Raw genomic sequence first — 23962 nt, 5'->3', positions numbered from 1 at the left:
GGATTATGGTAATTTATTTGCTTTCTATTATGCCATCAACTTAGTCAGACAGACAATTGTCTGAGTATTTATACTGATTGCAAAAGTGGGATGCTCCCTTGTAGTAAGCATCGACATAACTGGCATTTAGGGCGATCGCCTTGCTATAATCAGCGATACTCTTGGGCATTTGTCTCAAATCAAAATAAGCCAGTGCTCGATAAAAATAAGCTTCTACATAATCCGATTGAGTTTGAATCGCTTGGTTAAAATCGGCAACAGCACCTGACAAATCTCCCTTGTCAAATCGAGTTAAACCGCGAACATAATAAGTCTTAGCATCTTGCGGATTGTTCAGTTTCAGAGGTGCAGTAGCAGTTGGAGAGGTATTTATCAAAAGAGCCGATCGATTTAACCCAGCCTCGGATAATTTAGATAGAAAAGTGTTGATAGGAATTGCTGAATTAAATCCCGTTTTGGAGATAGCATCTATAGATGCTCCTGTATCATTTGTCGAAAAATCTAGTTCGCCTTCTCCATGAATCCCAACTACGCGCCCTTCCCCATCAAATACAGGCCCTCCACTCATTCCTTTTTGAGTTATGGCAGTATAACGCAAGGTATAACCGCGCTTATGAGTCGGAGAACGACTGGTAACAAAACCCTGTGTAAACTCAGGATTCGGCTGATTTCTCGATCTATTATTTGGATAGCCAATCACAAAAATTTGTGTACCGCTTTCTGCTTGTAGGGAATCGCCTAAAGTTACAACTCGATAAGTTTCTGTACTGTTAAATGTTGCGACTGCTAAATCCAGTTCGTTATCGGTTTTTTGTAATGGTATAACACGGGTTACTTGATGTTCTTTTCCCGTAGAACTGCGAATCTTATAGGTAGCTTTACTATTTGGAACAACGTGCTTAGCTGTCAAAACCGTGTAAGTCGTGCCTTGTTTGGCAATGATAAATCCCGTCCCGCTACGACCATCTGTTCCATTAATTTGAAGGGTGACTGATTCAGCAATTTTAGCAATTTCTTGGGGAGTTTTTGCGAAAACTGGTGCTGCTGCAAAGACGACTATTCCTGCCACCGTTACTGTTCCTGCTAGGATGCTGGCGAGGGAATCAAACCGCGAATAATCCCTATTCATAGATGATTGCTGAAGACTAAGATTTTTTATACTCCGAATAGTATAGATGAAAATCTAATATTTTAAAACCAGAAAGCCTGGAGGGAATTTTTAGGCGATCGCGATTTTTATGACATTTCGTACATTTCGTAATTTTGCCATATTTTACTTGTGGATATTCTAGGTTAGCAGCCTCGCACTGCGTCCCGAAACACTTTCAAAGCTTCTTTTTCTTCCGACATTTGCAGACATCTCCCCAGCAATTCTAGATCCAAATCCGGCAACAGCATACTCCGAGAAACTAGCTCGTAACCCTCCGAGTTCAGTTGGTAAATCGAAAACACTCCGTCTTCCCAAAACCAAACTTCCGCTACGTTAAATCTGCGGTAGTATTCCAGTTTGTTGATTGTTCCGCTAGTAAAAGTAACTTCGATCGCCAAATCGGGTGTTTCTCGCCTCCGCCGGTCTTCGCCAAAGTAGTAAGATAAATCTGGTTCCTTGCTGCTGCCTTTTGTTTCCCCTTGGAGTGTAGCGCTACCCGTCGGTCTAAAACTCATATCTTTTTCTAAAAAGAATTGACCTAGCAGCAATGCCAGCAGGCATTTAATGGTTTCGTGTTCCGGCGAAAGTGTCATAATTTCTACATATCCGTCGAGGTAAGACAAGCGAACACTGCGAGTGTACTCTAGCAAGGAATCGAGAGCTTTGAACTGCTCCCAAGTCATTGATAGCGGCAAAATCAACCGCTGTTCTGGGAGTGCAGTCAATGGGGGGTGAATTGTAGCGGTCATTTATACTTTCCCCGAGTTTGAGTTTCCTACTTCTAGATTAGCTTAAAAACTATCTAAATGGAGAACTGTTTTAATATCAATCTTGCCAAATCCGCGATATCTGTAGGGACACGGCAGTGCCGTTTCCCTACCCAAAACTAGGACACGGCAGTGCCGTTTCCCTACCTGGAACTAGGACACGGCAGTGCCGTTTCCCTACCTGGAATTATCAATAGCTAAGCCAAAAACTGAAATTGAGAACCGTTAACTGCCAGAGCAAACGGACTCGCCGGTTCAAATGCACCGATAAGTTCAAAGTTATTCGTGTTTAAAACTATCCCCACAATCTGTCCATTTATTGCGTTTTCAATCACCATGTCGTTGATAATTCCGTCATTGTCGTAAGCAATCAAATTGTCGTCAGTGAAGATGAGGTCTAATTCTGTTAAACCGTCAGTCAAACCAATGCGATCGCCCTCGTCAAAGTTAAAATCGGTAATGACATCGGCTCCATTGACTCCAGGCTGTTCGTTGCTTCTGAGGATAAATATGTCAGCACCAAGGCCTCCCGTGAGTACGTCAATTCCCCGATCGCCCGCCAAGAAATCGTTGCCGTCATTGCCCTCTAAATCGTCGTCTCCTTGCCCTCCCCGCAGGATATCGTTCCCGGCCCCCCCAAAGATTAGGTCGTTGCCGCTGTCGCCCCTAACTACGTCGTTGCCATCATTTCCATCCACACCATCGTTACCTTTCCCGCCGTAAATGATGTCATTTCCGCCGCCACCACCGATAATATCGTCCCCATTATTCCCTAATAGGCGCTCGTTGGAATCCGACGAACCTGCGATCGTATCGTTGCCGTCTAGTCCCCAAACTCCCCAGGGAAAAGACGACAAATTTCCATTCTCTACGTCAATGTCATCTGATGTAGCGAATCCCAAAAGACGCGGCCCGCCGCCAGAAAATACAGGAAATCCGGTGAAATCGCCGATGAGATTGTTAAGCGTTAAAGCCATAGATATGTCCTTTCAAAAGTGTTCCTACCTTTATTATATATTTTAATTATTCCATTGCCCAATAGCAACTTTATGGGTTTTGCTTTTAATAGTGCTGTCCCCGCTCGCGATTTGTATAATACGCGAGCTCTTGAAGTGCTCGCACTATAAAAAAAATGCTTTTTACAAAACTGAGATGCTCCCGTTTGATTGGCTAAATTAGTGGCTCGCAACCTGCTTGCCACTTGCCAATTACAAATTACCAATTCAATTATCAATGCCCAATTCCAATTACCGGGCCTGTTCTTCATTCAACCGAAAGCTGCCATATATCTCGCCTGTGAGTCAAATATAGCCTTTCTCAAAAAGATGAGGTATGGCTGACGGCTTCTATAACCACATAAAAGAGGGCCCAAGCCCAACAACGTACCTGATATTTCTGAGAACCGCTATAGCATTAGTCGCTGACACTATCCACTACGGCACACCACTTATAATGGGTGTTACCAGCCAGGTCGCAAACACGTTAATATCACTTATAACGTCAAGACTCAGAGCTTGTTTGTGAAGAAAAGTAAAAATTTAGGAACATATCGTCCGAGAAAATACTTAGTTTCGGATACATACACAGAAACTTTACAAACAGGCTCTAAGTTCTTGACAAATCCATAAATCGCCGATCGCTCACATTGTTTAACAAAATCTACTGCTTTCAGGTGTTTTCCTCATGCCTACTCCTAAATCATCTTCCTCTCAAAACAATAACAACTCCGTAAAATCACTGCCAACGGCAGATCCAGATATCATTGCGACAGAGCAAGACAGTGAGAATCTGCCCAACGAACCAGATGTGGAACAGCTACTCGAAGCTTTGACGGCTCAAGTACCGACTCAATCTGCTGAAATTGAACGCTTGAAAACTTGGAAACAAGATTTAGAGCGACTGTTTCAATTTCTGGGCGATCGCCGCGTTTTAATCGCAGTGATGGAACCGGGAACTTTCGCTCTGCGTTACGCTAACGCGGCATTTTGTCGCTTGGCGGGCTGGGAGGGAACGCCTTTGGTAACTCAATCTCATAACGGTTGGTTTACAGAAACTGGGATCTGTTTGCTAGAACTGTTCGAGGATTGTGATGCAAAAATAGTAGAACAATTGTACCGCCGCCACCTTTTACACTGGGTATTTAAGCAATTTTATGAAATAAGCCTCGATGGTTTGCGGGTGCTAGATGAACCTGTCACGGTGAGCATTAAAAATCCGCAACAGGATGAATCTAGATTTATTGAATTTTGGCTGGGTTCGGAACAGTTGAAAATTACTCAGATTAATTCAAAAAAAGATGAATTTGCAGATCTTCCCTTAAATTTAATGCCTGTTGCAGAACGGGAAGCTTGGCTGATGCAGCCTAATCAATTGGGAAGTTTAGCCGATCGACTAAATTTAGATAATTACCGCATCGAAGGTTTGCTGCTGCTAGAAGGTTTTGATGTCACGGTACAGGAGCAAATTCGCCGCCTGACTCAGTTATTGATCGATCGCGATTCCATGCTGCGCCCTGACAAATTTGAGAGAATCGATCGCTATTTGCGATCGCTCTTTAATGCTGACGGCACTTTGCTTTTGCGCCCCGACGGCGAACAGGTACAGCTATTAGTTGCTAAAGACGGCCATCATTTGCAGCCGGTTGCTTATTCAATGGAGTCCCTAGAAACTTCTCACTTTTTCAAGGCTACCGCAGCAAATCAAGTTTGGAACGTCCCAGACTTGCGCCGGGAGTGCCGCACCGAGTGCGAGCGAACTTTGCGGAAAATGGGCGCTCAATCGATGCTGCTGGTGCCCCTGGTAGTCAAATCAGTCACCCGCGAGGGCTGCGGGCTGCGGATTTTGGGCGTTGTGGGGCTGTTGTGCGATCGCCCCAACCACTTCAACAACATTGACGCCCAACACGCCCAAGAACTCATTCCCGCCTTCATTGCAGCCCTGCGGCAAGCCATCCAGCAGCGGTTTACCCACATTCACAACATTCATCCCGCAGTCGAGTGGCGCTTCGCCCAAGAAGCAGAAAGGCGAAGTTGGGGACTGCCCCAAGAGACGATCGTATTTGCAGACGTTCATCCCCTCTACGGAATTTCCGACATCCGCGGTTCCAGCGACGAAAGAAACCGAGCCATTCAAACAGATTTGCTCGAACAATTCCGCTTGGGTTTAGCCATAGCCGATGCCGTTTGTAAAACACAAACTACCCACCTCGGCGAGCAACTGCGGCTCGACTTGCTCGACTACATCGAGCATTTAAAAGAAAAAGTCACAGTCGATATGGAGGTGCGAGCAGCCGAATATTTAAACGAGCGTTTAGAAGTGTATTTTGACTACTTTGTGCAGTGTAGCCCCACGGTTCAGGCAGCAGTTGAAGCTTACCAAGCCGCCTGCGATAACGAACACAACTGCGTTTATGGCGATCGTAACCGCTACGATCAAATGTTAAACCTAATCAGCACCAAACTCCAAGAAACCTGGACTCGCTGGCAAGAAAAAATGCAGCAAATCCTCCCCCACTACTGCGACATCGAATGCACCGACGGCATGGATCACATGATATATGTCGGAAAGGCGATCGATCCCAAATTCAGCCAATTTCATTTGCACAGTTTGCGGTACGAACAACTGCGAGCAATTTGCGACTGCGGTCGCACAGTTTTTCGCCTGCAAGCCGAGTCTCAAATTAACATGGAACTAGCCCATTTAGTCTTAGTACAAAATACCACCATCGACATTTTTCATAATGAAAATACCGAAAAAATGTTTGATGTCAAAGGCACCCGCGACATCCGCTACGAACTCGTCAAAAAGCGCATCGAAAAAGCCGTTGACAAAGACGCACAAGAGCGAATTACCCAATCAGGAATGCTAACCGTAGTTTATTCAACCGAAGACGAATGGGAAGAGTACCAACAATACCTGCGCTACTTGTCTCGCGAAGGTTGGGTAGAAGCAAAAGTGCAGACAGGGATGGTAGAATCACTGCAAGGAGTCAGCGGTTTAAAATTTGCCCGCGTCCGTATTTTACCGGAACCCGAATCAATTGTTCATATCAGTGAAGTTACGGTCGTACAAGATTGAAAATCGCTAATTTAAACAGCAATTACTACGAGTAAGGTGCGCTGCGGCGCACCCTACAAAATGTCTATTGATGAGTGCAAGCCTGACCCAGCAAGGTTTTCATCAAGCTTTTGTACGTTGCTTGTGATTTGTAGCGTCAAAAAGTGCGATCGGCATCACATAAATTTCCCCTAAATTAGCGCTAGTCTAGGCTAAATTAGATGCCATAAATTTTTAAAATAAACCTATGCAAATTTTTTCAGAATACCAAATACATTCTACTCTGCACGAAGGTGCCGAAACAATTATTTATCGCGGACAGAGAGCGAGCGACGAGTCCGCAACAATTCTTAAAGTTCTCAAAGCCGAATATCCCACACTCGAAGCCATTACCCGCCTCAAACACGAATATCAAATCCGCCAAAATTTAGATAGCAAACAAATCGTCAAAGCCATCAGTCTCAAAACCTTTAACCACCGATTAGGCATAGTTTTAGAGGACTTTGGCGGCGAGTCTCTCGGACAACTACTCGAAAAAGCAAGGCTGAGTTTGCTAGCAACTTTAAACATCGCCATCCAAATCGTCAAAGCCTTAGAATACCTGCACCAAAATCAGATTATTCACAAAGACATCAAACCCAGCAACATCATTATCAACTCCCAAACAAAACAAGTTAAACTCACCGACTTCGGGATTGCGACAAAACTAAACAAAGAAAACCCACAATTTAACAATCCCAACTCCGTCGAAGGCACATTAGCTTATATGTCTCCCGAACAAACCGGGAGAATGAACCGCACCCTCGACTACCGCACCGACTTTTATTCACTCGGAATTACCTTGTATGAAATGCTGACAGGTGAACTGCCATTTCCGAGTAAAGACCCTTTAGAAATAGTTTACAGCCACATCGCAACTCAAGCAATTTCGGCCGCTCAAATCAATTCGGAAATCCCCACATCAATCTCAGGAATAGTGATGAAATTGATGTCAAAAAATGCCGAAGATAGATATCAAAGTGCAGCCGGATTATTGGCAGACTTAGAAAATTGTTTGCATCAGTTAGAAGCAACAGGAGAAATAATCGATTTTATCCCCGGACGCTTAGATATTCTCAGCCAATTGTTGATACCCCAAAAATTATACGGTAGAGAAAACCAAGTCAACGAACTATTAGCAGCCTTTGAACGTGTAGGGGCGGGTTCGCCCGAATCTTTGCCACCCAACCAAAATACAGAAAAACCCGCCCCCCCCAACGCCGAAACCCTTTCGCCCCAATCTTTACCACCCAACCAAAATACAGAAAAACCCGCCCGTTCCCAAAGCGAACTAATGCTAGTATCCGGTTATTCTGGCATCGGCAAATCAGCAGTCGTCAACGAAGTTAGCAAACCAATAACTCGCTCAAAAGGTTACTTCATCAGCGGCAAATTCGACCAATTCAAACGTAACATTCCCTACGCATCATTAATTCAAGCATTCAACTCGCTGCTGCGCCAATTGCTCACAGAAAGCACTGCTGCTATAGAAACATGGCGCACTAAAATTTTAACAGCTTTGGAAACTAACGGCAAAGTAATTTCCGATGTAATTCCGGAAGTTGAATTGATTATCGGTAAACAGCCAGAAGTAGCAGAACTCTCCCCTGTAGAATCGCAGAATCGCTTCAATCGCGTATTCAAAGAATTTATTCGCGTCTTCGCCCAAAAAGAACACCCGCTAGTTATCTTTTTAGACGATTTGCAGTGGTCAGATTCAGCTACATTAAAGTTAATGCAAACACTGATAACTGACCCCGACCAGCAATATTTGTTGCTAATCGGTGCTTATCGAGACAATGAAGTTAGTCCGACTCACCCGTTAATTCAGACAGTAGAAGAGATTGAAAAAACGGGTACGGTTGTCAACAATATTGTATTGCAACCGCTAGAGTTAGAAAATGTAACGGAATTAGTCTTTGAAACCCTTAGCAATTTCACAGAAAAAGCCAACGATTTAGCCGAATTAATCTGCAATAAAACGGGAGGAAATCCTTTTTTTTTAACGCAACTGTTACAAGCACTTTATCAAGAAAACTTTTTAAAATTCGAGTTCGATTATCTAGCAGGTAAAGGAGGCTGGGATTGGAGTATTGATGAAATTCAAGCGATTGGAATCACCGATAAAAGTGTCGTCGAACTCGTAGCTTCTCGCATTGAAAAGTTGCCCGCAGCCACGCAAGAAGTGTTAAAATTAGCAGCTTGCGTGGGCGATAAATTTGCTCTAGATGTACTGTCACTTGTCAGCGAAGAGTCAGTGAATGTTACAGCTACTGAACTTTATTCAGCTTTGCAAGCAGGGTTGATTCTGCCGTTGAGCGATGCTTATCGCATTCCTTTGGTTTTCGATCGCGCTGAATCGATCGACCTCAAATTAGATACTTCGCGGGTTAGTTACAAATTTTTGCACGATCGCGTCCAGCAAGCCGCCTATTCTCTCATTCCCGAAAATCAAAAGCAATCCACTCATTTAAAAATTGGCGAATTACTGTTACAGAATACTCCACCCGAAAAGCTAGAAGAAAACATCTTTGATATTGTCAATCAGTTGAATGTGGGAATTGACACAATTAGCCAGCCAGCAGAAAAGACGCAGTTAGCCGAATTAAATTTAACTGCGGGACGCAAAGCAAAATCAGCGAATGCTTATGAAGCTGCTGTGAGGTATTTGCGGGTGGCGATGGGATTATTGCCAGAGGAGAGTTGGGACAGTCAGTATCAATTAACGTTAGCAATTTATGAATCAACAGCGGGAGCTGAATACTTAAATACGAACTATTCAATCTCAAAAGAATTAGTTGATGTTATTCTAAGTCGGGCTAAAACTTTACTGGACAAACTCAATGTTTATGAGCTGCAAATTCAGTCTTATACTGTTCAAAATAGAGTTAGTGAAGCAGTAAATACAGGGCTGGAAGTCCTAAAATTGTTAGGGATTTATTTTCCTCAAAATCCCAAATTATTGAATATCTTGGTGGAATTGATTAATACAAAACTGAGATTGGGGTTGAAAGGAATTGAGGATTTAGCTAATTTGCCAGAAATGACAGATTCTAAAAAACAAGCAACCATGCGAATTTTATCAGGGATTCTGGGTACCGCGATGGCGGTCAAGCCCAGACTATTACCATTGTTAGTATTTATGATGGTTAAGCTGTCCATTAAATATGGAAATTCGCCTTATGCTAGTGTCGCTTACGTTTTTTATGGTGCAATTTTGTGTGGAATAGGAGACATTAGTTTAGGATACCAATTTGGTCAATTGGCAATTAGGCTTTTAGATAGATTTCCATCTGATTCTATCAAAAGTAGAGTTTATCTAATACTTACTTGTTCAATTCAACACCGTAAAGTAGATATCAAGTTAGCCTTGAGTTATATGATGGAAGGGTTTAAGGCTGCAATCGAAACTGGAGATTTACCGTATGTTGGTTATTCTGTCAATGGATATTGTACTTATAAACTGTGGATGGGAGAGCCTCTCGAACTGGTTGAAGAGGAAATAAGTAAGTATCTAAAATTAATGCAGAAACTTAAACAAGAAGGCTCTTCACAATGTATTAGTATATTGAGATATACAGCCATAATTTTGCGTGGTCAATCTGTAGAATCATGTAACTTGGTAGATAAGAAGTTTAATGAAGACCAAATTGTTACGGCTGCAATTGAAACTAAAAACTTTTTTTTAGTTTGTTTTATTTGTAATGCCAAATCTATGATTAATTTCTTCTTCGGCAATTATGCACAAGCTTCAGAAAATTCAAGGTTATTTGAGAAATATGAAGAATCAGTTTCTGGATTTTATCTAGTTTCCTTGAATAATTTTTACTACTCTCTCAGTCTCCTAGCTTTGTATTCCCAATCTGACAAAGAGGGGCAAAAGCAATATTTAAATAAATTGGTACAAAACCAAAATAAAATGAAAAAATGGGCTGTTGATGCTCCAATGAATTATCAACACAAATATGACTTGGTAGCAGCGGAGAAAGCGCGGGTATTGGGGTATGATACGCAAGCAATGGATTTGTACGATCGCGCAATTGCTGGAGCTGCCAAAAATGGTTATATTCAAGAGGAAGCATTAGCCTATGAATTAGCCGGAGAATTCTATCAATTTCTGGGAAAACAGATAATTTCTCAAGCATATCTGACTAAGGCTTATTACGGCTATATCCGCTGGGGAGCTCTAGCGAAAGTTAAACACTTGGAATCAAGACATCCTTTCTTAGTAGCACAAACGCGCGCAACAGAAACTCGACCCATCGATGTCACGCGCACTAATACTGGAAGCACTACCAGCAACAGTTTAGGCGATTTTTTAGACGTGGCTACTTTTATTAAGTCTTCGCAAGCCATTAACAGTGAAATTGTCCTGGACAACTTGCTGACAAAATTAATCACAATCATTTTAGAAAATGCGGCGGCTCAAAAAGTTGCGCTGCTGCTGCTAAAAGATAATAAACTCTACATCGAAGCTGTAGGAAATTCTACTGATACCCAGGCTACAGTTTTACGATCTATACCATTTGAAAATAGTCAAGATTTGCCTGTTTCTGCTATAAACTATGTTTTTCGCACTCAAAAGCCTCTGGTATTGGATGATGCGACTGTTACTGCACCTTTTAATGCGGATGCGTACATTCGAGAATTTGAAATTAAATCAATCCTGTGTTTGCCAGTTATTTATCAATCCCAGTTGCAAGGGATTATTTATCTGGAAAATAAGTTAGCGGCAGCAGCTTTTACCGCAGACAGGGTGGAAGTTTTAAAGGTTTTAGTTAGTCAAGTCGCTATTGCGATCGAGAATGCTCGTTTGTACGCGCGCGAGCAAGAAAAATCCCAACAGTTAGAAAAGTCTTTTGCGGAACTGCAACAAGCGCAATTGCAATTAATTCAAGGTGAAAAAATGTCTTCTTTGGGCAATTTAGTTGCTGGTGTCGCTCACGAAATTAACAATCCAGTCGGTTTTATTTCGGGGAATATTACCGAAGCTACTGCGGCTGTGGGCGATTTAATTAGCCACTTGCGACTGTATCAGGAAGAAGTTCTCGATCCTAGCTCAAAAATTGCACAGGATGCTGAGGATATTGATTTGGAGTATCTTATAGAAGATTTGCCGAAAATGTTGGGGTCGATGAAAGTTGGGTGCGATCGCATTCGCAATATTAGCACATCTCTCCGCACGTTCTCCCGTGGGGACACCCGCCAAAAAGTGTCGGCGGATATCCATGAAGGAATTGACAGCACTTTAATGATTTTACAGCATCGCTTGAAAGCTAATCCAGGCCGCCCGCTGATTCAAGTGGTTAAGGAGTATGGAAATATTCCGAAAGTTAAGTGTTATTTGGGACAGTTGAATCAGGTGTTTATGAATTTGTTGGCAAATGCGATCGACTGTTTTGACGAATTCAATCGGGGTCGCAGTTATGCTTCTGTTGAGGCTGTACCTAATACGATCGCCATTATCACCCATGTCTCGCCGGATAACAACAGCGTGGTGATTCGCATCAAAGATAACGGGGGAGGGATGTCGCCGGATGTGAGGGCGAAAATATTTGACCATTTGTTTACTACGAAGGGAGTCGGGAAGGGTACGGGTTTGGGGCTGTCTATCAGCCGCCAAATTGTGGAGGAAACCCACGGTGGTAAGCTGACTTGCGAATCTGTGTTGGGCGCAGGTACGGAATTTGCGATCGAAGTGCCGATCGACTGATTGTCGGTGCGATCGCCCTCACTCTTTTAAGATACAAGGTCAAGACAGTATCTACAAGCCCTGAATTATGTGATAATTTATGGCATTTTTTGAACAGCACAAATCTGCGATCGCCCTTTCTTCAGGATAATTGGCAATATAATCGCTCAGCCATAAATTATTTATTTACAGATTTGGCTAAATTTTATCGCCTCTTCAGGATAGGAAGCAAAGTAATCTTCCAACCACAAGCAACCTTGACTAATAGAACGATCTAAATCAAGTTCTAAGTTCCACAACTTGATAGTATTGTCAAGCCCAGCAGAAGCCAGTGTTTTACCATCGAGACTAAACATAACGCTATTAACGCTACCGAGATGCCCTTCTAACGTGGAAATTTCCATACCATTTTCTATATTCCACAGCCTCACAGTACCCTCCTCACTAGATGAAGCTAAAATCTTGCCATCAGGACTGAAACTGATATTAGTTACACCCGATAAATGTCCTTTGAGAGTGAACAATAAGCTGCCATTTTCGGCATTCCATAGTTTGACGATACTGTCCGAACCAGCAGAAGCTAAAATTTTACCATTGGGACTAAAACTAATGGTATTTGCCCAACCACTATGGGCTGGAAAAGCCTGCATCAAAGTAGCTGTTTTTAAATTTAATAGCATTATATCACCGTCAGAACAAGCCACAGCTAGAGCTTTTCCATCTGGACTAAAACTTAAATCGGTGACAATACTGCGAGGTTCTTTAAAGGTTTGCAGCAACCTACCATCTGCGACATTCCAAAGTTTTACTGTACTATCAGAACTACCAGAAACAACGGTATTCCCATCTGGACTAAAGCGAACTCTCCTTACCCAAGCACGATGGCCGTTGAGAGTTTTTAGCAATCTACCATCTTGCACATTCCACAACTTTACTGTTTTGTCATCACCGCCGGAAGCTAACATATTACCATTGGGACTAAAACTAACACTTAACACCCGACCTTGATGACCGTTAAGAGTTTTGAGTAAAGTACCATTTTTGCTATTCCACAGCTTTATTTTAAAATCGTCGCTACCGGAAGCCAACGTATTACCATCGGGACTAAAACTTACAGCTTGAACATTAGTGCTATTTCCTTTAATAGTTTGCGGTTCCCTAACCTCTAAATTCCACAGCTTGATTGCACTATCAAAACTTCCAGAAACCAGAGTTTTGCCATCTGGACTAAAACCGATACTCTCAATTCTCCCGCGATGTCCTTTGAGAAGTTGCGGTTCAATTCTATTGTCGTTTATATCATCTAAATTCCACAACTTTACGGTACTATCGGAACTAATAGTAGCTAGAGTTTTGCCATCAGGACTAAAAATCGCACTCCAGACAGCCCTGCGATGAGTTGGGAGGTTTTGTAGCAAAGTTCCATCGGATACATTCCACAGTTTGACTAGGCCTTCTTGATCGGTAGAAGCTAAGGTTTTACCATCGGGACTAAAACTGACACTTCTGGTATTACTTTTATGATCTTTCAGAGTATTTATGATAGTTCCATCGCCAATATTCCACAGCCTCACGGTTGTATCGAAACTTGCAGAAGCGAGAGTTTTACCATCAGGACTAAAACTAATATGAGTAACGATATTGGTATGTCCTTTCAGAGTTTTTAATAATGTAGCGTCGGCTGTTTTCCACAAATTAATAAAACCAGCGGAACTACAGGAAGCGAGAATTTGACCATCAGGACTAAAGCTAACAGTTCTTACCCAGCTATGATGAGCCTTAATAGTTTTAATTAAAGTGCTGCGCGTTACATCCCACAACTTTACCGTACCATCTTCACTGCCAGAAGCCAAAATCTTGCCATTAGGATGAAAACTCACACTCGTAACTCTACCAGTATGTCCTGTCAGGGTTGATATCAATGTCGCTGGTTTGGCATTCCACAGTTTTACCGTACCATCCTCGCTAGCAGAAGCAAAAATTTTGCTATCGGGACTGAAAGTTACGCTTCTGATAGCGCCACGATGACCGATCGCGCGATCGCGTTCTCTGACATGATATATTGCTTGTTGCAGGGTTCTCATTACCTGCATCTGTGTATCTTTGGTAGCTGATGGTTCTAATTTTTTCATCTTTTGTGCTGCTTGTAATGCTGTCAGCAGTGCTGCAAAAGGATCAGAAACTAAAGCTACTTTAGAGAATGAAGTTTGTAGCACTACTTGTTGTTCTGCTAGTTCCTGTTGGGCTTTTTTTACTTGTAATTGGATCGAGATTGCTGTGATGATAGAAACTGCCAGAACTATAGAACCGATAGCCATAATCCGGGTAGCCCTCCGCTGGGCTTGAGTTAATTTTACTTTTGCTTGTTGTTGAGCTGAAACTAAAGTATCATTCGCCTTTGCTAATATCTGACCTTCTTCTTCTTGAATGGCTAAAGCTAATTTAAATTCTCGTTTTTCCAAATCTTGAGATGTTGCTAAAAAGCGGTAATCGAGATAACTCAAATTTTTATCGATCGACCATTCCAGAGCCTCTTGCAGCGCATTTCCCCGCAGCAGCCGCGAATTATCCTCAAAATTAGCAGCAGCCCAAGCATTAAAACTTTCCGCATAAGGCCGCAGCTTGCCTAACTGTTTTTCCACCCATTCCAGATTGAAAACTTCGGCATAAATTCGGTTGTAAACTTTTAATCTTCCCTGCTGTTGCACCACTAAACCTGACAGTCGCAATTCGGTTTGTTCGGGACTGCCATCGGTAATAACCCCCCCCAGCCCCCCCTTGGTAAGGGGGGGAGCAAGAACAGAATTTAGCTCACCCATTCCTAGGGGAGATATAGCGGTATTTAGCCCCCCCTTAGCAAGGGGGGGTTGGGGGGGGTTAGCCGATTCCAAAACTTGCTGGTAAAGCCCCAATAACTGTCCGGCTTTTTGCTGATTTCTCAGAATGCGATCGCGAATTGTCTTCAAATGTTCGGGTTCATCCTGGGATTCCCAATTATCCACAATCCGCAACTGCACCACCTGTTCAACCGATCGCGAATTACCCAATGCTGATTCCTCCAACACCAACTTACACAGCTTTTGCGTCAGAAAAGGTTGTCCGCCCGTCCAATTTAATATCTCAGCAATAACGCTTTCAGAATTTACAACCCGCCCCCGCCAACCATCAATCAAAGGCTGCACTTCATCAATTTTAAAACCGCCCAAATTTATCGCCTTACCAATATTAAAAGGAGTTTGAGTTTTATCCGCAATCAAATCCGAAGGAGTCGCCACTCCCAACAGCGCAAAAGTCAACCTACTGTATAGAGGATTGTCAACTCTTTGATTGTAAAACCAGCGGATCAGAGCAAAAAACTCATCTGCCGAAAAATTCATGCTTAACACTCGATCGATCTCGTCAATGAAAATAACTATATTTTGTTCTATCTCAACTAAAACCACTTCTTCAATAAACAAACTAAACCGCTGGAGTGGCGATAACAAATCCCGGCGTTCTCGCCACCAATTGCGCCAATTAATTTTATCACCTAACTGACAGCTACTGACCAAAGAATTGATCATTCCCGCATACCATTTTTCGGGAGTTACATCTTCCTTACCAATCCCAGTTAAATCGATAAAAGCACAAACAGTACCGACCGCTTGCAGCCTTCGCATCGCCCGCACCCGCAAACTAGATTTACCCATTTGGCGCGAGTTCAAAACATAACAAAACTCACCAACTTTCAAGCATTCGTAAAAGTCCAAGTCTGCTTGGCGCGTGACGTAACACGACGCATCTGCTGGGAGACTACCGCCAATCTGATATTCATAACTAACTGGAAATTCTCTGGTCATTGCTTGTACCCAAATCTAGCTTTGATTGTACGATCGCAAACTTGACTATGTAGAGATTTAGCAAAAAACCTGACTTTTACTGATTTGCGATCGGGCTGTACCTGATTTTTTCCTATAAATTCACAACCGAAAGCTATTTGTCAGTTCCTATAACACCTGATTATATCACCATTGCGGTTCAGGATTTTTAGCAACAAACTGATAACAGGAAGCAAAAGGTGCAGCAAACAAAATACAAACGCCGATTGCTTCCGCAAACTTAAACAATAGTCAAAAATAGGAACTACTCCCATGACAGCCCTTAGAACGATCGCCGATGCTAACATTTCTACCGCTACATTCGGTTTAATTGAAGACTTGACCGATGTTCCCTGGACAGACCCCGATGGCGAACCTAAGCCTAACAAACCCCGTTTTATTGAAGACTTGACCGATGTTCCTCGGACAGACACCGATGATAATTTAATGCTAGAAACACGTGAAGTAATCGCCTCTGACCGTCACTTTACTAACAGCTTGTTTGGTAGCATCGATAAAATAGGTGGCTTACCCAATGACAACATAAAGGGAACACCAGGAAATGATTACCTAGTAGGAAATGATGACAATCAGGTTAGTGATGCCATCTTTGGTGGTCGCGGTGCAGATACACTCAAAGGTCTTGATGGTGACGACTTCCTGTTTGGCGGTAGTGGTAAAGATCAGCTTTATGGCGGTCGCGGTTCCGATTGGTTGGAAGGCAATAGTGGGAATGACATTCTCGTTGGTCACACCAACGATCAAGGAAAATATGATTCTTATGAAGTCGATACCTTAATTGGTGGTTCGGGAGCCGATCAATTCTCGCTAGTTATGAACGGGGGGCCAGACCCTAAACTTCCTTACTTAGATGGTCTGGGCGAGACTGCTTATGCGATTATTTGGGACTTTAAGAAAGCAGATGGAGATGCAATTTTGATGCTTGGTAAAAAGCAAGATTACGAATTTACGTCTGGCAACTACGGTTATGGAAATCAGTCAATCGATGATACAAGAATATTTTATCAAGGTGACATGATTGCCGTGGTTTCAGATAACATGGCTGCGGATTTAACCCTCTCCTTCGTCTAATTTTATCTCTAGGGTAACTGGTTCGCAGGTTCTGTCTGGGAACCGATATCCAGAGTCTCTGCCTCGAAGAGCGATCGGGAAAATAAGGTAGCAATGTCCAAGACACGGCAATCTTCTACAAGGGTGATTTGATTGGTGTTATGCAAGATCAAAATATTACCAAACTTAACCTAAATCAGGTGTTTATCTCCGCATCTAATACGCTCTAATACCTAATTTTATTACCCAACAACATTACTTGGAGAATCATCATGGATAAGAACATTAAAAACCAAAGCCTCTCAGTTGTACGACCTGTAACATCCATAATCCTTGCCACCTTGATGGCAGTATCTTTTTCGTCCGCAATGGCAATTTTAGGTAAGACTTCTCAAGTTTTGGCTAACCCCTTAAAATCACAACAGGTTAATCACCTTCAAATCAATGAAGTAATTACTTCCCCATCTTCGATTGTCGGTAACTGGAAAGGGAGTCTTTATTCTCAAGGTGATGATGTAGTAACTTCTGTTGAAATGGTTATCAAACAGGGAGCAAACCAGCAAGGAACATGGAAATTTATAGGAGAAAATAATACTCCTTTTGAAAGTGGTGCAGTAGTTGCCTCCGTAGGTGCTAATAATGTAAATCTGGAATTCAAGCAAACAAACAAAAAACCTAGTTGGTTTTTCAAATGCAAACTTCCAAACAATACCAAGCTTTCTTGCGAAAAGGTTGGTAATACATTGACGAAGCTCACTTTGAAAAAGATTTAGCTTAACTCGCGAGAAGCCCTACGTCTCACCGAAAGGTGAGCGTGTTTTCTTTAACCTAAAACACGGCAGAAATACTCGCGGTACAAATTGCAACGCGGCAGGACATAATTGTTTTGCCGCCGCACAATTCCCATACTGTGCAATTTGTAAATTTGCATGGAATCTAATTCAACTGGTTCGGCAGAATTCACAACTTTTTTCAAAGCTAAAGCTAATTCGGGATTGTGTTGCAGGATTTCCAAATGCTTGCGTAAATGATTGCTGTAGATTCCTGATTCTGAAGCAGCATTTTTTAATAGCTGGGTTAAGGTAATGTTGCCACAGCTAATCTCATACATTGCCAATCTGACTAAATAAGGATGTCCGCCGATCGCACAAATCAACTCTCCCAACTGCCCTTCATCCCAATCCAAGCCGTGCAACCGCGCTAAATCGTGAATTTTCTGGCTGTCAAACTCCTGCAACTCCACGGGAACCCCCGCATTAAACGGAGATTGATTCATGTCCAAAGGAATATAAACTTCGGTAGAATGCGCCATTACCAACCGCAGTTTTTGCCAGATATCCGAAATCTTGGCTTTTTCGTGCCAGCTTCGCAGCATCCCCAGAAAGTCTTCCACTACTTCAGTGTAGCCAAATAGGCGATCGACTTCATCCAATCCCAACACTAGGGGAGTTTCTATTTCTGCTAGCAAATACTCTTCAAAGTAAACTGTGCAGTTATCGTTGCTACCTAAGATATCCGTATCCCAATATTCGTTTAATTTGTTTTCTAATTTTAACTGTCGGCTGACCATCAAACACAACCAGCGCAGAAACTTATCAAGATTTGTTAATATTCCTCGGTCTGCTGCGCTCAAATCTAAATAAACTGCGTGATAGTTTTCCCGTTCTGCATGAGCTAAGATGCGGTTCATTAGTGAAGTTTTGCCCATCATTTCCGGTGCTTTAATCCGAATCAGCGAACCGGGTTTGAGAACTGTTTCGTTGCAGAGTGATTCGATATTAGAACGTTTTATATAAAAAGGTGAATCTAAGGCTACTGAACCTTCGGGGAACTGCAAATTTGCCACCGCCGGCAATGTTTCTAAAGGTGGATTTGTCTGAATAGATTGACTACATTCTGCTTCATAAGCTCTTCTTAGAGCTTCTTTGAAATTTTTCTTGGTAATTTTTTCTCCCAAAGCTTCGGAAAGCTTATGCCACAATTTATTGCCGACATCTTTGTTGAGGTATTCAGCACTGTAGCCGTAAGTTGTGGCGATTTCATCGTAACTTTTGCCTTCCCAAGAACCTTGCAGGACTTTCATTTCGATGTCGCTGAGATATTTGCCGGTGTTTTGGGCAAAAATGCGATCGGCAGATTCTTTGGTTTTGTTCCAAGAGAATTCTAATTCTGATTTCATGGGCTGGACACGGGTAATTAAATATACACGTAAGTATGCAGACTATGGCAAGAGAGGAGTTGTTCCTCTATCGGGAAATCACCCTGACTTTTCCCTATTTTAACTGATTAACTTTGGTTTTTACTGTAAATCAGTGGTGCCGGCCATATTTGTGTTTATTTAAACACCTGATTTTATTCCCATTGTCGGTTCTTTGACGAGAGGAGAAACTAAATACATCAAGCCAGTTAGTTGAGTCTTTCTCATTCTTGCACTAATTGGAAAACCACAAGGAGCAACAAAAATGTCCTCACTTATCAAAGGTACTGACTACGACGACAACAACACTGTCAACGGCGACGGTCAACTCCATAAATCGTTAGTGGGAGATGATTGGACAATCGACGGTCAAGGTCAAATTCAGATTTCAAATGATATAATCTACGGCTATAAAGGCGATGATATCTTGTCAGGTCGCGGCGGAGATGACATCCTCTACGGTGGCTTCGGGGGGGATAAGCTAGATGGCGGCGCGGGTAATGATAAATTATACGGCGAAGCTGGCGAGGATTTCCTGTATGGAGGTAGTGGCAAAGATACACTGTCTGGCGGCCTTCACAACGATTATCTATTCGGAGGAAGCGGCAAAGATTATCTAATCGGCGGCGACGGTAACGATTACCTTGACGGTGCTAATTTTTCGGGTGCTGGTAACGGTATCGGCGCAGGTAGTGAATCCGATTCTCTCGCCGGCGGCGCGGGTGCGGACACATTTGTACTCGGTAATGTTAATAATGTTTACTATCTCGGCACTGGCTACGCTACGATTACGGATTTTACGTTAGGTACTGATAAAATCCAAATTAAAGGCAATCTAGCAGACGGCTATTCGCTGAAAGCTGGCGATTGGAGCAATAACAAGGTTCAAGATACTGGTATCTTCTACAAGGACAATTTGATTGGTGTTGTTTTAGAGACAAACTTAACTAATGTTAACCCGAATCAAGTATTCTTGTCCGCGCCTCCAATCCCTCAATAGTCTTAAGCTTGGGTGCATCTGGTTTTTGAAGCCTGAAGAAGCATGACCGCATATAAGTTATTAGTTATGATCTGATATTTACTGCGGTCATGCTTCGCCCCTACCAGACACATTTGCCACTCTGAAATGCACGCTTAAGCTTCGCTACCTCAGGGCGAAAATTGAGGATTTCTCACTATTTTAAAATAGGAGTTTTTATGATGAAAATTGCGGACGATCGACCGAAATACCACCGACTTTTCTACACAACTTTGATATTAATTTCAGCTATCCTTTTAGGAGGATTGGGAAAGGTTTTCGAGTCCAACAACAACATAGCTTTGGCCCAAGAAAGCATCCCCGTTAGCGGTAGCGGCGACGCACAACTCCAGCCAATTGTACAATCGCTGACAGAATTTATGCGCCACCGCTGCGTCGGTGCCGCCGTACTCGGTGTTTCTGTTAAAGGTAAGCCCGTGGGTGTTTGGGGTTTGGGGCGCATGAAAGACCGATCGACCAATAACTCAAATCCGGCTTGCGGTGACGATATGCAGACCCCTCTAAGTGCGATCGTACCCGCAGATACCCCCATGCGGATCGGCAGTATCAGCAAGCCTGTTACCTTTGCCATGGTGCGCTGGGCGCTAAAACAGACGGCGCGCGATCGGGCAAATTTAGAACTGACTGACGACCAAATTGAAGGGATGAAATTGTTCGACCCCCAACATTATCCGCCGCTAATTCCCGGTTTGAACAAGCAATATCCAATAGCCATTATCCCGGAAAAATTGCACGCGGCATTTTCGGGAAAAGTCAAATTTCCAGTTGCTATTAAAGACAGTAATTGTGGCAATCTTAACTCAGGATTTGCAGACAAACAGTGGCAAAACGTCACCCTCGGAAATTTATTATCCCATCGCTCGGGACTTCAGCGGAGCGCGCCCAGATACGGTGAAGATATGACGGCAAATTTGCCAGTGCTGCGAAATCTGAAAACCCCAGCAGATTTTAAATCCCAAGAACAGCTACTTGTCAATGAATGGGGGAACAAATCTGTCATTTCTGCTAAAAATCAACTCGGCATCTCTGCTAATGCAGGCTATTTTTTGCCTAGTCCTAATTTAGAAGAAACTATGATGGTTTTGGCTGGGCGATGCCTTCAGTATCCTCTCGGTCAATATCATTATTCCAATACCAGTCCGGCATTTCCTACGATTATTTTGCAGCAGTTGGTAGCTTCCGGCAGATTTGCTGCTAAAACGGGTAAACTAGAAACTCATCAAGGCTCTGCTTTGGAGGTTTTCTTCAAAACCGAGTTGGGAATTCCTACTACGGCTACCAAGGGAATTTTCATGAGCCAAGGAGTAGAAAATTTTGGCGATCGCGAGCCGGAAAAACGCCACTGGAACGGCAAAAATTACTACGGTAAGGGATGGGATTTGAAGCGACCGCACTGTATTTGGAATGGTAATTTTTGCGACTTTTCTAGCTGGATAAATCCGCAGCCAGGGAAGATTAACTGGTCTTGGAATTTAAGCCAGGTTCCTTTTTCCCGAAGAAGTACAGATTTGAGTCCAGGAACTGGTTCGCTTGCTGCGGAAGCTGGAGTTTTTCTCAAATTCATGTCACAATATTGGGTGGGCGGTTATGAAAACAATCCGCGCATTGGGGAAAGGCGAAATAATGTTTGGAATCGATATACTGCTCATAACGGAGCGCTCGATGGTACTGAGGCTTGGGCAATTCAGTTAGGGGGAAGTAACAATCCGAAAGAGTGGAAATTGCCGCCTGTGGACGATAAAGGTCGCATTCTTGATGATTTTGCTAATTTGCAGATGTATGCGGGTTTGTTGCCGGATGGAGTTGATATTTTTGTGGCTGTGAATCAGAGGGCTGATAAGAAGTGTGTTGAGGCTAAAGGTTACAATTGCGGGGATGCTTACGGGCTTTTGAATAATTTTATTTTGTACGGTGCTTCACGGGTAAATTGGAATATGGTTGCACCGACTGCTGTTGTCAAATAATATTGATAAGTCAACGGCAGATGCGAGGCAGATAAACACAGATAAACGCAGATTGTTCGTAGGGTGCCTCTCCCTTCTTTAATCCCATAATTCAATCAATTATCTAGCAAGCGATGCACCTCATACATGGGAATTGTGTCAGGTGCATCGCTATCAAATTGTCGGTCTTGATGCAAAGATTGTTGGTGGCGACGCACCCTACAAATACTGTCAACTGTGAACTGAATGAAGGTAAAGTTAAGACTCAGTTTAAATATGAGTTTTTGAACAAGCCCATGAATTTCCGCTTCCGACTGTGTACTTCCATCAGTTGAGCGCGATAAGCAGACCATTCAACATTTCGCCCAGTTTGTATATAGGCAGCACGGGCTTTTTCTAGCCACTCGATCGCACTATCGTACTCGGCTGATTTCATTTGATTTAGAATCGATTCAGCGCGGCGACTAGCATTGACGATTACCCAATCGGGGCGATGGGGAATTGCCGCCATCATCACTCGATGAACCAGTTGTGAACCGTAGGATGTGTCAACAAGGGCGATCGCCTCTTCAATCAGTTTTTCATGCAGAAAAATATCCACCTTCGCTTCGGTAGAATTGTAGCTTTGACTGGCTCTTAAAATTGCCAATAAATCTGCTTTCAAAGTTGACAAATTATCTCCTGATAACTCCTGCAATGAAAGATAATCATTCAAGGAAGGTTGAATCTCAAAAATTTTCATTTTAGCCTTAAACGCAGCTTCTTTTTCTCCCAATTCATCGGCTAATTCACTCATACAAACTGCCAGTTTGTAGGTAGAATTTCCGGGTAAATTTAACCCAAGTTGACAAACTTTTAGAGCTTCTTCTGAGTTGCCGTCTTCTTGTAAGGTTTGAACTAGAGCAAAAGCTTCTTCCACTGATGTCATGTCGGTTGCGGCAGCTTTCACAGCTTCTTCTATTCTCCCCAAACGAGCTAACATTGTCAGATATTGTTGAATGCAGCCTTCTGCTTTGGCTAAGTATAAGTATTCTTTGTCGCGATTCTGCCGATCGAGAATTTGCAATCTAGTCAAGGTTAAGTCACGAGCATAATCTGGTGCGTCAACCTCCCAAATCCCTTGTCCACTAAGGTTTCCTTCCAATATCTGCTGGAGTGGCGGGTAGTCCCAACCTTGGCGTAAAGCTTCCAAGCTCATACTGAAATCACAATCCCATTCATCTTTCCAACCTTCTAACATCACCTCGAAATCTATTTCTTCTTCAGCAGTTAGCTCAGCCGTCAAAATGGCTTCTGTCCAAGCTTCATCCAAAGCATTAGTGATTTCATAACTTTCACAACCATATTCTGCTACGTCATCCCAATCATCAACACAACCTGAGGTAATGGCTTCTAAAATTACTAAAGCATTTTTGCCGTCTCCATGTTCGCTGAATTCCTGGGCTTGCTGAATCAGTTCTAAAATTTCTTCTGTAATCGGGTCTTCTTCATCATAAGCATATTCATCCTCCCAATGATTCTGAGCTTGTCGGAAAATTTCTCGCACTTGTCGCCGAAAAGGAGCAGGATCGATCGCACTTCGCCGATGTGTTGTCGCCAGTTGGTTTGTCGGCCCAGACACAGCGTTTGAGTTGACGTATAGTTCGATCGCACTTATCAGCGACGGTTCGTTGTCCACTAAATGCTCTAATAACTCATAGATTTGGGCGTCATTGAGGCGAGAGAGCAACTCTTCCAGCGTTTCGCCCCGTTCAATTTTTTCTGGTTCTCGCAGGCACAAAAACAGCGTAGCGATAATGTGTTTGCACCATCCATCGCCATCGTAAGGACAAGTGCAGAATACTCCAGATGTTAATCCGGCATGAGTAAAGGGCAAGGTAACATCGTAAGGTTCAACTTGAGAACCGTATACTTTTGCTTGCACCATATGGCCGCGGAGAACTGCGCTAGCAACATTGCCACCGAGATAGTAATCTTCGGCTCGGTTGAGCGATCGCTCAGAACTGTTATTCTTGATAATCGTTTCACTAAGTTTGGGAATTGGCATCACACCAGACCTCAGCAATTAAAGGATTAGACTCGATTTTACTTCAGAAATGCACTTGGTCTACGATATGCAGTCTGCTCTACAAACAGCAGCGGGCATTAAAA

12 protein-coding genes are annotated in these 23962 nt (G+C 43.0%); 6 read left to right on the top strand and 6 right to left on the bottom strand.

Translation table 11 applies throughout. The features are described from left to right. Positions 1-40: 40 nt before the first annotated feature. The 3 genes from JGK07_RS06135 to JGK07_RS06125 all read right to left on the bottom strand — a co-directional run bounded on the left by JGK07_RS06135 (position 41) and on the right by JGK07_RS06125 (position 2894). A complete protein-coding gene (locus tag JGK07_RS06135) occupies positions 41-1129 on the bottom strand; it encodes a serine protease (RefSeq protein WP_293226646.1) in 1089 nt (362 codons plus the stop codon). 164 nt (positions 1130-1293) lie between these two features. Next, a complete protein-coding gene (locus JGK07_RS06130; RefSeq protein ID WP_293212680.1) occupies positions 1294-1899 on the bottom strand; it encodes a Uma2 family endonuclease in 606 nt (201 codons plus the stop codon). 215 nt (positions 1900-2114) lie between these two features. Further along, positions 2115-2894, bottom strand: coding sequence for a calcium-binding protein (locus JGK07_RS06125; protein ID WP_293181720.1), 780 nt, complete (start codon positions 2892-2894; stop codon positions 2115-2117). A gap of 706 nt (positions 2895-3600) precedes the next feature. Here JGK07_RS06125 and JGK07_RS06120 point away from each other — a divergent pair. Together JGK07_RS06120 and JGK07_RS06115 are read left to right on the top strand one after the other, a co-directional pair. Then, the gene (locus JGK07_RS06120; RefSeq protein ID WP_293212678.1) at positions 3601-5994 is read left to right on the top strand and encodes a GAF domain-containing protein; all 2394 of its coding nucleotides are present in this window, start codon (positions 3601-3603) and stop codon (positions 5992-5994) included. A gap of 226 nt (positions 5995-6220) precedes the next feature. Continuing rightward, positions 6221-11725 carry an ATP-binding sensor histidine kinase gene (locus JGK07_RS06115; protein ID WP_293181718.1) on the top strand — a complete coding sequence of 1835 codons (5505 nt, stop codon included), beginning with the start codon at positions 6221-6223 and terminating at the stop codon, positions 11723-11725. A gap of 161 nt (positions 11726-11886) precedes the next feature. On the opposite strand, the gene JGK07_RS06110 is transcribed toward JGK07_RS06115, so the two are convergent. Next, complete coding sequence (locus JGK07_RS06110; protein ID WP_293241570.1) at positions 11887-15543, bottom strand: AAA-like domain-containing protein; 3657 nt, start codon at positions 15541-15543, stop codon at positions 11887-11889. A 291-nt stretch (positions 15544-15834) separates the two neighbouring features. Here JGK07_RS06110 and JGK07_RS06105 point away from each other — a divergent pair, with 291 nt between their 5' ends. Both JGK07_RS06105 and JGK07_RS06100 read left to right on the top strand, forming a co-directional pair. Then, positions 15835-16653, top strand: coding sequence for a hypothetical protein (locus tag JGK07_RS06105; protein ID WP_293181716.1), 819 nt, complete (start codon positions 15835-15837; stop codon positions 16651-16653). Between the two features lie 251 nt (positions 16654-16904). Then, positions 16905-17405 (top strand): hypothetical protein, encoded by a 501-nt coding sequence (locus tag JGK07_RS06100; RefSeq protein WP_293181715.1) that lies wholly within the window; start codon positions 16905-16907, stop codon positions 17403-17405. A 50-nt stretch (positions 17406-17455) separates the two neighbouring features. Here JGK07_RS06100 and JGK07_RS06095 read toward each other — a convergent pair whose 3' ends face one another. Continuing rightward, positions 17456-18811, bottom strand: a complete 1356-nt coding sequence (locus tag JGK07_RS06095; protein ID WP_293241567.1) for an AAA-like domain-containing protein — start codon at positions 18809-18811, stop codon at positions 17456-17458. Positions 18812-19094: 283 nt separating this feature from the next. Between JGK07_RS06095 and JGK07_RS06090 the strand changes: the two genes are divergently transcribed. Both JGK07_RS06090 and JGK07_RS06085 read left to right on the top strand, forming a co-directional pair. After that, the gene (locus tag JGK07_RS06090) at positions 19095-19829 is read left to right on the top strand and encodes a calcium-binding protein (RefSeq protein ID WP_293181713.1); all 735 of its coding nucleotides are present in this window, start codon (positions 19095-19097) and stop codon (positions 19827-19829) included. Between the two features lie 197 nt (positions 19830-20026). Continuing rightward, positions 20027-21832, top strand: coding sequence for a serine hydrolase (locus JGK07_RS06085; RefSeq protein WP_293241565.1), 1806 nt, complete (start codon positions 20027-20029; stop codon positions 21830-21832). A gap of 244 nt (positions 21833-22076) precedes the next feature. Here JGK07_RS06085 and JGK07_RS06080 read toward each other — a convergent pair whose 3' ends face one another. Further along, positions 22077-23858, bottom strand: a complete 1782-nt coding sequence (locus JGK07_RS06080) for an SWIM zinc finger domain-containing protein (RefSeq protein ID WP_293196937.1) — start codon at positions 23856-23858, stop codon at positions 22077-22079. Between the last annotated feature and the right edge of the window lie 104 nt (positions 23859-23962).

This window comes from Microcoleus sp. PH2017_24_DOB_U_A, from assembly GCF_020738205.1.
GTDB lineage: Bacteria > Cyanobacteriota > Cyanobacteriia > Cyanobacteriales > Microcoleaceae > Microcoleus.
The sequence above is the reverse complement of the archived record's forward strand: the minus strand, read 5'-3'. Positions and strand labels throughout refer to the sequence as shown.